Below are 14186 nucleotides of genomic sequence, written 5' to 3'. Positions count from 1 at the left end.
GCACAGCTGCCACCCTCCATTTGCTTGGCCGCAAAAGGTGGAAGCTCTACAACGAGTAACGACCATGGACGATCAATCGATTTCCCGCTTCTCCCCCGTCGACACCCACGACGCCAACCAAGCCGTTTTCTACCTCGACACCCACGCCTCTCTGAGCGATCTGGCCAGCAGTGCGGCCCATCGTTTCACCGTGGTGCGGGACCTGATGGACACGCTGTCCACCCTTAACCTGAAAGACATTACCGACTGCGACCTGACGCGGGTCACCCGAGGGGTGCATCTGCTCACCAGGGAGGGTTGCGCGGTGCTGGAGGTGATTCAGTGGCGAACAGCGGTATGCGATCCATAAACCCCACCTGCCCAACAGTGGGTCAACGGTTTACTGTGGCATTTCGGGCGAGCAGTTCCACGGCAGTAGCGCCTCGTAGTCCTTTACTGACGAGGCATGCGGCAGCCGCTCTAGTACGTGGCGTAGCCACGTATAAGGCTCTTGGCCGTTGACCTTGGCGGTCTCGACCAGGCTGTAGATCTTCGCGCTAGCACTGGCGCCATTGACGGTATCGCTGAACAACCAGGCCTTGCGCCCGATGACAAACGGCTTGATCGCTCTTTCGGCCGTGTTGTTGTCGATGGGCAAATAACCCGCTTCGACATAACGCTCCAGTCGGCTCCAGTTATTCGCCAGATAATGCACCGCCTTGCCTAATGCACTTTGCGGCGTCACCTGGGATTGGGTTTTATCCAACCAGACTTTCAGCTGCCCCAAGATCGGCAGGCTCTTTTCCTGGCGAACGATAAACCGCTGTTCATCATCGGCTTCCTTAAGTTCACGCTCGATCCCGTACAGCTTGTTGATCATCGTCAGTGCGATATCGGCCCGTCCGGTTTTACCCTTGGGCTGCACTTTTTGCGCGTCCACGAACTTGCGTCGTGCATGGGCCATGCACGCCAAGCGCTCCACACCCGATCGCAACGCCAACGCGTTATAGCCGGCGTAGTCGTCGGTCATGACATAACCGCGATAACTTTCCAGCAGCCGTAACGGCACCTCCTGCGCACGACTGGACGTGTAGTCAAACAACACGACTTTACGATCTGGCGGGCCGCTGGCTTGCACCCACATCCAGGATTGGCTGGTCGGATCTCGATCCGGCTCTTTCAACACCTGGACACGGGTTTCATCGCAGTGGATGACCGGACTTTCCAGCAGGCGGTCACGCATCAAATTCAGCAGTGGCTGGAAGTGTTCGCTGCACTGGATCACCAGCGAGCCAGAGTTTGCCGAGGGATCTCGACACCGTGGCGAGCGAGGACTTTTTCGAAGCGGTGCAGCGGCAGACCATCGACGTACTTGGTGGTCAGCAGCATCGCCAACACACTCGGACTGGCCATGCTCTTTTCGATCAGTTGCGTAGGTTTGTCAGCCGTGACCGGGGCTGCTTCGCAGCCCCGGCAGCCGTAGACTTTGCGGATATGTTTGATCACGCGGATCTGCATCGGCACGATCTCTAGCTGTTCGCTGGTTTCTTCGCCGATGGCGTGTTTGCGGCAACCGCAGCCGCAAGTCAGTTCGTGTTCGGGTAGTTCGTGGATGACCTCGATCCGAGGCAGATCGGCTGATAGTGGTTTACGTTTACCTCGGCGTTTAGTCGGGGCAACGACTTCTTCGTCAGAGGTGTCGGAGACCGGAACCGCAAAGCTTTCGGGTTCATTAAAGAGCACGAGCTGCGGCGTCTGCGGATCGACGGTTTGCTCTGACTTACGCCCGAAAAAACGTTCACGCCATAGTTTGATCTGCTCTTTCAGGTCAACAATCTGGTCTTTGTCCACCTGACGCTCACTGAGCATCTGCACAAGCATTTGCTTGAGCAGAACCGGATCATCAGGGAGGTCGTCGGGCATGGAAATCATGGCCCGGATTATATCCAACTATGCGACAAATCGCGGCGTCAAAACCTGATGTGGCCGGTTGCGCCACAGATCAAAACCGTCGAGTAACCAGTTCAGTTCCTGAACCGTCAGGACAATGGCTTCATTCGTGTCGTCAGGGGAGGTTTTGAAACGTTCGGCTTCCAGACGTTGAGCCACAGACAGAAACCGTTGCGCTCCCAATACAACACTTTGATGCGGTTACGGGCTTTGTTGAGGAAGACAAAAAGTACCGGATCGAACACGGCGACTTTGATATCCAGCTCGACCAGCGCGGTCAGACCGTCTATGGATTTTCGAAAGTCTACGGGCTTGGGGTAGAGGTAGACTTTTTCCACTTTTGCATCGGGTCGCATCATGAGGTACTGGCTCCTGAAAGAGTTGAGGAGCACAGCTTCGAGCATCAGATTTCGACTTGGAATGTGGGCTTTATGGGGCGCATACGAACAGCGCAAGAGTCCTGAACGCCTTTGAACTCAACCAGCGCGCAAAACGCGCTTGGCTTTGCTTTGGCTTTTGATCTGGCTTTGGCTTTTGATCTTGCTTTTGATCTTGATCTTCCTGCCCCCTCCAGAAGGCCGAACGTAGGCGTTGCGTAGGGGGCAGCTCGGCATGGATGCCGAGCTAGCCGCCGTCAGGCCATGGATGGCCTGTGGCGGCGTGCCCCCGGAGCAATGCCGGAGAGAGGGAACGCCGAGCCTAAGCGAGGCGCCGGATGCGGGGGCAGGAGCGTTTTGCTCACCTTTTGCGCTGTTCAAAAGTGAGTCGCTGTAAAAGCGAAACCGTAAGCAGCCATGACCGCAGCAACGGATATGTCCACAAAACCGGATGCAGCCAGGTGAAAAGCATCGGCAGGTTTGGCGAGGACTGCGTCCTCGTGCGCAGCCTCGCTGCGCTCGACAGCGGCTACAGGTTTCGACGGTCAAATGGCTGCATCACCTGACTGCATTGAGACGCCCCGTTGCCCCCCAACCGCGACACCGTACTCATCAACTACCCTCGCCCCTTTAACCTTGGGCCCATAACCAGGGCCCTATTTGCAGCTATGCGCGTGAGTATCGAAAGTAACGCAGCATCACCGAGCACCAAGGCTTTTCGTACAAAGCCTAGGGAAAGCGGACGCTCGATCCAGAGGCTGCTGCCGACATGACCGCGTTACGCACGGGTAAAGGGGCCTGCTCGGGGTGTTGCTGCAAAAAATGCTTGATCGCTTGATCCTGGCGGTCCACCACGCATACGTTCACGTTAGGGCTGGGGACGGTGCATTCGCCAAGCGCGAGGACCCCGCAGTTCAATACCCCGTACACCGCAGCCGGTTGCGCGACGGTCGAGCAGCCGTAGACCATCTCGCCAAGGTAATTGAGCTGCCCTTGGGTGACGGTGAAACGCAGCGGTTTGGAGTAAGCCCCCATGGCCCCGCGACGGTGACCCAGGCGGCTCACTTCATAGTCTCCGGCAGGTAGCCATGCCGAGTAATCATCCTTGGGTCCCCAACCATAAGTCTTGCCGCTCTTGATATCGCGAAACTCAAGGTAGGTTCCGTAGGGGCCGCCTTCCAGCAGCGCGCCGACCACTAGACCCGCGTTTTGCGCGTTGTAAACGGGTGAATTCAACGCCATTTCAGCTGGCATTGACGAACAACCAGCCAGTAATCCGATCAGGCCAATTGCAAAGATGTTGCGCGAGCCAAACATTCCGCTACCTCGGTGGGAGACAAAGAAAAAACCCCAGAAAATTCAGGGACGACAGGCGCGCTGGACGGCGGCGACTGCCTTCTTTAGCATGATGGCCTTTCGCCCACTCATGCATCAAGGACGATCTATCAACATGTTCTGTTTTTCCCAATGGCGCGTGCGTGGCGCTGTAAGCATTACCGCGCTGTTACTTGGCGGGTGCAGTTTCAACGGCACCTACCCGGACGCCAGTGCGCCCGATGCGGCGAAGCTGCGCTTTATCAGCAGCAGTGACAGCTCGACGCTCGACTTGTTCGATGCCGAACACTGCGGCGGCCAAACCACGGGGCTGCTCAATAACCTGTTCAGCGCCAATACCCGGCGACGGGCGGATATGACTACCGCTGCCCCCGAGGATGCCAAGGCCTATCTGGAAGTGCGGCTGCAACCGGGTCATGAGCTATTCGCGCGCGCCAATACCTTGAGCACCGGCAGCGTGTGCACCGTGGGGTTCAACTTTACCCCGCAGAGCGGCGGCGAGTACGAAGCGGACTTCCGCCGAGTAGGTCGCACTTGCCAGGTCACCCTTAGCCGTCTGCGCCAGATCGATGGCAAGACTGTGCGCTCGCCGATCGTGCTGACCAACAAAGGCCTGCCCGCCTGCGCCGGCCACAACCCTATTTTCCCCAAGACCACCGAAGCACAACCGCAGTCAGCGGAGCGTGCAGCGCTGATCGCGCAGATCGTCGACGCGAGTGTCATCGCGAAAATGAAGCCCGACGCCGAGGATGCCCCTTCGGTCCAGAAAACACTGCTCGACAAATCCATAGCGGAACGCAAACAGCGCCTCGACTTCAGCCTGCCCGATGCCTATTGGGCGGAATATCGGCAGAACCTGGAGCAGTTCGCCAATGAGATGAGGGGCACCAAGGCTCGTTCATTGCAGCTGTACAAGGATGACTACAGCAACCGTCTGGGCCTGCTCGACACCCCTGCGATCAAGGAACTGCTGCCCGACAGCGAAACGGCCGACCGTAGCAAGGCGAGGTCGACCAATAATGCAATGCTGGAGCACTACTACCGAGCCCAGCAAGCACTGCTGAAGGAAACACTGAGCGCACATCAGGCACGCATGGCCGACCTGGATCAGCGCTTTGAGGTGTGCAAGCATTTCGCAGACTGCTGGCAACGTTGAAGCGCAGTGCGGCTTGAAAATACCCACCGCCGCACGTACGCCGCCTTAGTCCTGTCTGGCCGAAGAAGCCCGCTATCTTGAGAATGGCGGGGATTTTCCGAGCGTTTGAAGAACAGAAGCGGAGTAACAGCCATGGAATACGACGATAGGCTGATCGAAGACGCAGTGCTTGCCCTGTTGGCAGCCTACAGCTCCGAGCAAGGTAATGCGTGGTAAGGGTTCGACTTCCAGATCATGAATCGACTGCATGAACAGGGTTTCATCAGTGATCCAGTTAACACAAACAAATCCATCTGGTTGACGGCGCAAGGACTGGAGCGAGGTCGGCACCTAGCCGACCGGTTGCTCGGGTCAAGGACGCATGCGGGGCAGGTATCAGACTCGAATACCTGACGTCTTCCCACTTCATAAAACAGCTGAGTTTGTGGATCGCTTAAGACACACCCCACTCAAACATCACCTCCAATCCACCGTTGCCGAACCCCGCCCCGGTAGTTCCCCTTCGCAGTAACATCCGCGACGACCTTGGTCGGTCGCATCAGCGTCCACAACACCTTTGCAGTCGCCTTTGCGGTGCCTCACCCGAAGAAGGATCTGCCACGGGGCACGATCAAGGCCATCAGAAAACTGGCTGAACTGATCCAGCTCCCGCCACCTTCACACCTATTGAGGAGATCCCCGTGCAATATCCCATCTGCATCGAATGGGGCGACGAACACACCGCCACCGGCATCCAGATTCCTGATATTCCCGGTGCTGTCACCGCGGGCGACAGCTTCGAGAGCGCCTACGGCGCGGCCATCGAGATTGCCCACGTCATGCTCGAAGAGCTGGCCCGAGCGGGGCACGCCTTACCCCTGCCCTCTCCCACCGGCAAGCACCGCGCCAACCCCGATTTCGAGGGCATGGGCTGGGGCATGCTGGATATCGATATCGCGCCTTACCTGGGCAAGACCGAGAAGGTCAACGTGACCCTGCCGGGTTATGTCATCCAGCAAATCGACCGCTTCGTCCGCGAGCACAACATCAAGAGCCGGTCGTCCTTCCTGGCCGATGCCGCACTGGAAAAGCTCGGGCGCTGAAAGCGGCTGCAGAGAGCAGGCCAAGCGGAATGAGGCCGGTTGGGGTTGCTGCGCAACCCAGCGGGAGCAAGCTCCCTCGCCACAGGGGGTGTGGCCTGCCAAATGGCTGCATCACCTGACTGCATTGAGACGACCAGTTGCACCCCAGCTCCAACCACGGGCTAGCTCTCTTTTGCACCCTCTACTCAACCGAAAATGATGAGAAGTAAAATGACAACTTATTATCTTCAAGATCGACCAACTGATAACGCATCCTGTCAAAACCCGCATCCAACTGACTCACGCTCATATGTATCAACTGAGTCAATCCGCCGCCAATATCACGGGACGCAAAATGGCTGATATCAATAAATCTGATACACACGACATCAGCCCCTGCCTTTTCAGAGACCGAAATCGATAGAGATAAATCATAAGCCACCCCATCTTCGTTCAACTGAATACTAATCGCACGCAAGCAGTTGTGAGCGACAAGCAACTCATTCAATTGCGGAACTTCAATCATTACTTATTCTCGTCCCTTTCCCTCGGATCCATAGCCAGGAACCTATTCGTAGGTATGCGTGTGCGGATAGGAATGATATTCCGCAGGCCTTCCTTTGTCCCAAAAGCCGATCGGGCTTTTTAGCTCAGGCTGCTTTGAAGGTCTTGCAGGGCGGTTAAGGGCTCTGGTTGAAATGGTGAGGGTTCGGTGCATTCGGCAGCAGTTATAAATCGCTGATTTACAACTGCCGTTCTCAGGAGGCCTGGCTGAGACCTCATTAAGAGTTTTAGCGCCTCTCCTACCCTCACTTTAATCTTGCATGTGCGGCATACGGATCTTGCGATACAGTACTAGCTATATAATCAGAAAACCGATCAATCATTTTGTTTAATTCGACATCAAATTCTAAAGGTAGCAAATCCAAGACATCATCCAACTCACAACAATCCATAACAAGCTCACATAGCTTTGGAGAAATTCCCTTTTCCCCTAACACCCTTACAGTTCTCGGTGTAAACAAAAGACGTTCAGCTTCGGCAATCGTCATAATTTTATCACCCACGGCCTTCAACAAACCTATGGATGCAACAGCTAAGAATCTAGCAGCCTCTTCGGGCTCATACAACTCAACCACCAGCACTGGACTCTGCATCAATAGTTACTCCACTCTGGTTTCGTCTTCACATTAAAAACTTTTCCACTTTCACTTTGAAAATAATGAATCGATACTTTATTTCCGACCGAATCATAACCATCCTTATAAATTTTAGTCCACTTTCCTGCTTCCACTTGGCGAAGATCACTGAGCAGCTTACTATTATTTACCACGTTTTTGGTTGTTGAGCCTGCACGCTCCCTAAAGCCGTCAGGAAACTGAGGAGCTTTACGAATTGAGTCGTATACGTTCTGAATCCCCTTGCTCTTTCCTACATCTTCAACAATTCCATTTTTTATTCCGGTTCCAACAGCTCCAGGTTTACCGACTGTCGATGAGAAGATATCCGCCCCAGGACTCAGTCCCCCCATCGCAAAGTCCGCAGCAGCGGCTGCAAGGTTACCATCCGTCGACCGAACACCTTCCGAAATATTTAAATAGATGGCTTGTTGATTTCTTTCCATTGTGGCCAGGTGCGCAATGGAACGTCCAAACTGATCTTTCGCACCCGACTTTCTTATAGTCTCCGCCAACTCCCAATTAGAGGCAGTCTCATCCCTGAGCCTTTCATAAATCTGCTCGCACATGGTTGGATTATTGCGGCATAAATCTGGAAACGCCTTATTACGGGCAACATCCAACTTGTCGTAATACTCTCGCACCCCTTGGCATTCATCTTCAGAAGCACACGCATTAAGCTTGCGTTCTTTCTCAAGGAGCTCCTCATGAAATAGGTAGTTGAAGGTAGTCGCTTTCTGTGCAATTACCGCACCGGTATTAAGATCACCCCCAACAGCAGCAGCTCCAACCAATCCGGTCAGTTGGGAAAAGACAAGATGCAACTCTTCATTCTTGCCGGCCATATCGGCCATGACATTAATCAAGGCTTCGTTCAGGCCAGCAGCGGCTGCACCGGTCTTGAAGTCACTCCCTGTCAGCTCTGCCAATAGGCCACCCATGATTGCGTGGGCAGCAATCTTTTGAACGCCTCCATTTGGAAAGGTGATTTGGTCTCCGACCCAGTTAAAGCCCGTGGCCATGGCCATATTGCCCGCCTCCCCCATCAGGGCGGCGTTGAAGTTACTACCGAAACTGCCGCCACCAATGGCAGAGGAAACGCCACTAGCAATTAGCGCTCGCCCTACGGTGCGAGTTGCCGCATCCGTTGCGTTGCTCCAACGGAAAATATCTTTGGAAGAGCTGGTTGTGCTTAACGTTGAACCATCGGCAGGTTGAATTCCCTGCGTAGCGGTACTGGTACCCTCTGCTGCCGTAAACCAATTTTTGTCCGCATAATCCAGGAAACCAGCCGTAAAACCCGCAATCGCAGCGTTCTTCAGACTCCCCGTACTGAACGTATCTTTCACCGCCAGCCCTAGGTTGCCCTTGTTATCAATGGTGCTAGTGACCGCGGTCGTGCTCAGGCTGGCAGCAACAGCCAGGTTTGACCCACTCAACCCCAAACCAGCGGGGCCGAGGATGAAAGACATCAGAATAGCGATGGCAATCTTGGCGCCGGCGCCGAGGCCAGAGGACTCATACTTGAAGCTGTCGTGAATTTCCTTTACCTGGCGCCAATCGATATCACCACGGGCCTGCGCCTGTTTCATCCAGGCCAGGCTGGGGTCCGCTTGCACCATCGCATCGATGGTTTGGCTAACACTCTGTTGATCGACCTGCTTGATATCGATACGAATGCCTTCGGCAGCCTTGATCACCAGCTTGCCTTGAGCGATCAGGGCGCTTTGTCGAAGGGTCTCATCGGTCTTCCCTTCGCCCTTCATCTTGTACCAAGCCAAATCGCCCTTGCTCTTGGTATGGCTCTCGTCGTGGAAGTCCTTCACGCCCTCGAACACGATGCGGCCACCGCTCTCCAGCGTCAGGTCCTTACCGCTGTCCAGGGTTGCCACTTGGTAACGCTGATCGCCGCCGCTCTTGAGCGTGAGATCGCCGCCCGTCTTGATTTCACTGCCGACGTTAGTGTGCTGCGTCACTTCATCGCGTTTCGCCGCGTTGCTCCCCCAACTGCCTTTTTTGCTCATGTCGTAGAGGGAGTAGTCGCGGTTGAGCTCAGCCATCAAATTCAACTGCTTACCGGCCACCAGATAGGCCTCGTTACCGGCGTTGATTTTGCTGGCGACCATCGTCAGGTCTTGCAGCGCCGCAACGTTTACATCACCACCGGCCTCAATCGTCGTGCCCTGCTGGCGAACATGGTCTTCTTCCTGCTTGATCTTCTTGCCGCTGCGCTTATAGCGGTACTCACTTGATTCTTCGTTGGCAGCCGCAAGGAGGCTCACATCCTTGCCCGATAAATTGACGTCGCCGCCTGCCTTGACATGGCTGGCAACCATCGTCAAATCGTTCGTCGCCACAACATCAAGATCCCCGCCGACCTTGATCTCACTGGCATGCTGCACCGTCTGGCTTTGTGCCCAGAAATGCCGTTTGTCCTGGCGCATCGAGCCGGTTTCTTCGCGAGCCGCCGCAATCACCACGTCGTTATCCGCGCTCAGCTCAGCGTTCTTGCCTGCGGTAATGGCCCCGCCGACATTCAGCAAATCCCGCGCTGCATGCATCGTCAGGTTGTTCTCGGCCTCAACCCGCGCGGCGCTATCGACGACTGCCGTCTTGGAGCTGAAGCCCTTCCCACTGTGTTCAATCGTGGTGATGGTCCGGTCATTGCGGATATCCCCAGTCAAGGTGCTCAGGTCAACATCCTTACCCTTGAGGATGCCGCCTTGCATGTTCACCAGGTCCTTGCCCGCCACCAGCTTCAGCTTTTCACCGGCCTGCGCGAGCCGCGTATTGACGAGGTTGTTCCCCGCCGCTGCCGAAAGGTTTTCACTGGCGCGCAACGTGCCGGAGTTCTTCAAATTCGCACCGGCAATCAAGGTGACGTCCTTGCCCTGAATCAACGCCCCATCCGCCGTCAGGCGGTTGTTCGCCTGGGCCATGTACAGCACGGGGACCAGCACGTGCTGGCCATTGATCACCTGGTCTTCCATCCAGACGATGTCATGGGTCAGTGCGGCGACTTGCTGCGAGGTCAAGGTCACGCCAACGGATAGGTTGAGTTGCTCCTTGCTGGCGATGGCGTTGTTCATCAGGTACTTGAACATGCCTTCGTCGGTGGTCTGGCCGGCGATAAAGCGCTGACCTGTGCGCGCGGTGACGGCTTGTTGAATCAGGCGTTGTTCATAGAGGCCATCACCCAGGCGCTTCCAGCTGGTTTCAGGGTCGTAGCCCAGCTTGCCCAGCAGGTAGTCCGAGCTCATGAACTGCTTGAGATCGGTGAAGGCGGAGTTGGTTTCGACCAGGTATTTGGGGCCGACGAACACACGGCTGGCGTCCGAGCCCTGGATGTTGGCTTGGCTCAGATCCTGGCTGTTTTTGGCAACAGCGGCGCTGTCGACCACGTGAAACAACCCGTTCGTACCACTGGGCAGAGCGAAGCCCGGCATGGTGGTCGGGTTGACTTGTTGCTGTGCCAGGTCCGGTGGCAGTTGCGGGTTCAGCACCACCACGGCGGGCTTGGTCACGGTCGTGGCGCCGCCCTTGTCCGCGACGGGCGTCGGCGGCGTGAACTGGACGATGCTGCTGTTTTCCAGCTGCTGGGTCGCCTGGATGCTGATGTTGCCGCCCGCTTGAATCACCGAGGCAATGGGATCGCCCGGGGTCACGGTGGTGGTGTCGCCCACCAGGTTGAAAGAGTTGAGCGCGCCCACCGGCAATACCTTGGGGTTGGGCTGGGCGTTGTAGGGGTAGATCCAGTTGGCGCGGAAGCGCTCATCCGTACCGTCGGTAACGCGCCCCGTGTTCCAGGTACGCGTGCGTGTGCTGGTGCCAGTGGTTGCGCCGATGTTGGCGAAGTTGTCGGCGGTGATCAGCAGATCAGCGCCCGAGGCCATGGTGCTGTACTTGTTCAGCACGCTGGACCCTTCGACGGTCAACTTGGCTCCACTTTGGATAGATGAGCTGGCCGAATCTGTCGCCACCACACTTTTGGAGACTTCGTTGGCAATGTAATCGACGTTGTGGTGGTCACCACTGCAGTCGTAGCACCTCACACTCAGGCTGCCCGACACCAATTGGTCAACAGTGCTGAATACGTCCTTGCGGTTGATTACGCTGTCGCTGCGCACCAGCACATCGTTGGCGGCTTCGATATGGCTGGAGATGTTTTCCAGTGACGCACTGCGAGCCACACCGTCGCGGGCCATCATGCTCAGGCCGCCGAGGCTGTAGATGTCGGCGTAGTAGTTGGTCAGGTTCTTGAAGCGCAGCGCCATGTCGGAGCCGCTGAAGATCAGGCCGTGATCGTTGCGCACAGCTTCGGCGTTCAGATCAACCTTGCCGGCGCCGCCGAGGGTGCCGGTGTTGGTGACATTGGCAGCGGTCAGGGAGAACGCTCCGCCGCTGGTGATGCGTCCGGCATTGGTCCAGCTGTCGCCCTTGCCGGTGAAGCTTTGGCTGGCGGCTAGTTTGCCGGTGGCTGCCTGGTTGAGTTGGCCTACGGTGACGTTCAGCACATCAGCCTGAACATCCGTGCTGTTGTCCCAGGTGGCGGCGTCGACGGTCAGCGTGCCGGCAGTGGCGACGCTTCCGCCGATGTTGCTGAACTTCGCCAGATCGACCGCAAAAGTGCCTGTGCCGACGTGACGGACATTGCCGTCGGTGTTCTTGAAGCTGGCCATGCGCAGGGACACGTCATGGTTGGCGGCTTCGATCATGCCGCTCTGATTATCCAGCAACTGCGCGCTGGCTACGCTGGCGGTGCCTTGTTGACCGAGGGAGCGCAGTTTGCCGTTCTGGTTATTGATGGACGCGGCGTCGATCAGCAAAGCGCTGGTGCCTTCGACCAGGCCAGATTGATTGTTCAGTTCGCCGGTCAGGCCAAAATCGATGGCATCTGCGGCGGCTCGGCCTTGGCTGTTGTTGAGATGGGTGGCGCGTACGTTCAGGGCTTGCTTGGCCAGCAATGCACCGTTCTGGTTGTCGAGGATCGTGCTGGTGATTTGGGTATCGCCGCTCAGGGCAGCAATCTGGCCGCCGTTGTTCAGTAGCGATTGTTGCGCGCCCAGGTTGATCGACTGAGCCTGGATCAGCCCCGCTTCGTCAGCGGCGGTGAGCGATTTTCCGTTATCCAGCACGGTCGCCGAAGTGGCCTTGAGCTTGCCTCCGACACTGGCCAATACACCGCCACGGTTATCAACGTTGTGGGCTTCGATGGTGAGGTTTTCGGTCTGGGTGATGACGCTGCCATCTTGGTTATTCAGCCCTGCGCCCAAGGTCGCGGTGATGCCGCTCTGGCTGAGCAGGCTGCCCGTGGTGTTGTCCACCGCACCGCCGTTGATTGTCAGGCCCTGCTGGGTGCTGATGATGCCTTTAGCGGTGTTGATCAGTTGCTGATGGGCAGTGAGGCCCATGGCATTGACGGAGGCGATGTAGCCGTCGAGGCTGTTGTCGATCGTGTCAGCGGTCAGGCTGAGCTGGCCTTGGCTGATCAGTTTGCCGCCTTGCTGGTTGAAGACTTTGGCGGTGGCGAGGATGTCACCCTGACTGGTGATCTGCCCCTTAGCGTTGTCGACGGTGGTGCCTTCCAGGGTCAACGTGCTTTTGGCGGTGATCTTAGCGCCGCTGTTATCGAGGCTGGCCACGTCCAGGCCAAGGGTATCCTGGCTGCTGATGACCCCGTTGGTGTTGTTCACCGCTGCCGCTTTCAGGGTCTGCTCACCGGCGCTGGCGAGGGTACCGTTGTCGCGGTTATCGAGCTGACCACCGAGGGTAGTTTTGAGCGTGCCCTGGCTGGTCAGGGTGCCGCCGCGATTGTCGATGTCCTGGGCGTTGAGGTTCATCCCGGCGTTCGCCGACAGCGTGCCGGCGCGGTTGTCGAGGGTCTCGCTGACGGTAGCCTTGAGGTCGCGACTGGCGACGACGCTCTGGCCACGGTTGTCGATGTTCTTGGCGGTGAGGGTCACATCACCGGTTTGGTTGCGGGTGCTCTGCGGGGTGACACCGGCCTCGATCAAGCCAAGGTTGTTGAGCTGGCCGTCGCTGGTCAGCTTGACGCTGTCCCGAGCGGCGATGGAATGGCGGTTGGTCAGTGTGCCTTGGGTGGTTGCGTCGACACGGGTACCGGCATAGACCGCGCCCAGGGCATCCAGGCTCTTGGCATTGATGACAACCGCTTGTGCCGCCGTGGCCTGCGCCAGGCTCAAGTGACCATTGGCATCCAACTGCATATCGCCGCCACTGGCGAGCATGTTGCCGTCAAGCTTTACGCCAACACCGGCTTCACTGCTGACCAGCTTGATCGCCCCGGCGTACATGCCGCCCAGGGCCGAGGAGTCGATGGCCAGTTGAGGGGCAGTCGCCGGATCGATGGCACGCGCAGTCGCGTTCAGGGTCTTGGCATCAACATCATTGGCGCCGGCAATGATTGTCAGGTTCTTGGCCTGAATTTCGGCATTGAGCTTGGCTGAGCGGGTGATGATCTCGAAGCGGTCGATGTTGTTGGCATTGAGCCCGGCCCCTTCAATAGCAACGCTGCCCTGGTCCACCTGATACCGTTGAAGCTGGCCGTTTTCGAGCACAGGCTTGCCGGTGGTCAACGTCGCTTGCGGGGTGTTGATAAAGCCGCAGCCGTTGCAGGTAATGCCATACGGGTTGGCCACGATCACATGGGCCGACTGCCCCGCCACTTCGGTAAAACCGCGCAGTTGGCTGGGGCTACCGCCGTTGACCTCGTTGAGGATCACCCTGGCGGCCGTACCATTGAGGTTCTGGTTGCCGAGGATGATCCCGCCCAACTGCGTGGACTGAGTGCGGCTGGTGGCGTTGTTGAGGATCACTCCCTGTTGGCCAACGTTGTAATCGCTGAACTGGTTGTGCGACAGCCCGCTGCCATTGGGTGCACTGATGTTGACGATAGGCACGCCATTCGCCGCCTGGCCCAGGCTGGTGCCCGGTGCGCTGACTACAATGCCATCCGCCTGCACCAGCAACGGTTGCCAGAACATGACGTTCGCCAAAACAAACGCCAACCCGCGTTTGGGCAAGCCCATAAAGTGGGAGCGGCTTTTCAGGGATGCAGAAGGTTGGCGCGCAAGGAAGGCGAACTGTTGAACGTCCATGTCATGTCTCGATGCCCAAGGGCGGTAAAAAT

The 14186-nt window shown here is 57.2% G+C and carries 7 protein-coding genes and 3 pseudogenes; 4 read left to right on the top strand and 6 right to left on the bottom strand.

The features are described 5' to 3' along the window. The first annotated feature begins 64 nt into the window (after positions 1-64). The gene (locus PLD_RS26540) at positions 65-349 is read left to right on the top strand and encodes a hypothetical protein (protein WP_159897633.1); all 285 of its coding nucleotides are present in this window, start codon (positions 65-67) and stop codon (positions 347-349) included. Between the two features lie 30 nt (positions 350-379). On the opposite strand, the pseudogene PLD_RS26535 reads toward PLD_RS26540, so the two are convergent. The 3 genes and pseudogenes from PLD_RS26535 to PLD_RS26525 all read right to left on the bottom strand — a co-directional run bounded on the left by PLD_RS26535 (position 380) and on the right by PLD_RS26525 (position 3623). Further along, positions 380-1911 (bottom strand): annotated as a pseudogene (locus PLD_RS26535) (IS66 family transposase). An 18-nt stretch (positions 1912-1929) separates the two neighbouring features. Continuing rightward, positions 1930-2285, bottom strand: a pseudogene (gene tnpB, locus PLD_RS26530) (IS66 family insertion sequence element accessory protein TnpB). A 750-nt stretch (positions 2286-3035) separates the two neighbouring features. Next, the gene (locus tag PLD_RS26525; RefSeq protein WP_159897632.1) at positions 3036-3623 is read right to left on the bottom strand and encodes a hypothetical protein; all 588 of its coding nucleotides are present in this window, start codon (positions 3621-3623) and stop codon (positions 3036-3038) included. Positions 3624-3756: 133 nt separating this feature from the next. Here PLD_RS26525 and PLD_RS30850 point away from each other — a divergent pair, with 133 nt between their 5' ends. The 3 genes and pseudogenes from PLD_RS30850 to PLD_RS26515 all read left to right on the top strand — a co-directional run bounded on the left by PLD_RS30850 (position 3757) and on the right by PLD_RS26515 (position 5879). Then, positions 3757-4797, top strand: a complete 1041-nt coding sequence (locus tag PLD_RS30850; RefSeq protein WP_256674769.1) for a hypothetical protein — start codon at positions 3757-3759, stop codon at positions 4795-4797. A gap of 228 nt (positions 4798-5025) precedes the next feature. After that, positions 5026-5190, top strand: a pseudogene (locus PLD_RS31310) (DUF6429 family protein); the annotation flags it as partial. Between the two features lie 287 nt (positions 5191-5477). Then, positions 5478-5879 (top strand): type II toxin-antitoxin system HicB family antitoxin, encoded by a 402-nt coding sequence (locus PLD_RS26515; RefSeq protein ID WP_159897631.1) that lies wholly within the window; start codon positions 5478-5480, stop codon positions 5877-5879. A gap of 181 nt (positions 5880-6060) precedes the next feature. Here PLD_RS26515 and PLD_RS26510 read toward each other — a convergent pair whose 3' ends face one another. The 3 genes from PLD_RS26510 to PLD_RS26500 all read right to left on the bottom strand — a co-directional run bounded on the left by PLD_RS26510 (position 6061) and on the right by PLD_RS26500 (position 14154). Then, complete coding sequence (locus PLD_RS26510; RefSeq protein ID WP_159897630.1) at positions 6061-6384, bottom strand: hypothetical protein; 324 nt, start codon at positions 6382-6384, stop codon at positions 6061-6063. Positions 6385-6667: 283 nt separating this feature from the next. After that, a complete protein-coding gene (locus tag PLD_RS26505) occupies positions 6668-7015 on the bottom strand; it encodes a DUF3969 family protein (RefSeq protein ID WP_159897629.1) in 348 nt (115 codons plus the stop codon). Beyond that, positions 7015-14154, bottom strand: coding sequence for a DUF637 domain-containing protein (locus PLD_RS26500; RefSeq protein ID WP_159897628.1), 7140 nt, complete (start codon positions 14152-14154; stop codon positions 7015-7017). Before PLD_RS26500 ends, PLD_RS26505 begins: the two co-directional genes overlap by 1 nt. Positions 14155-14186 lie beyond the last annotated feature (32 nt).

The organism is Pseudomonas sp. LD120 (assembly GCF_009861525.1).
Lineage (GTDB): Bacteria > Pseudomonadota > Gammaproteobacteria > Pseudomonadales > Pseudomonadaceae > Aquipseudomonas.
This window is presented reverse-complemented; position numbering and strand designations above follow the sequence as displayed.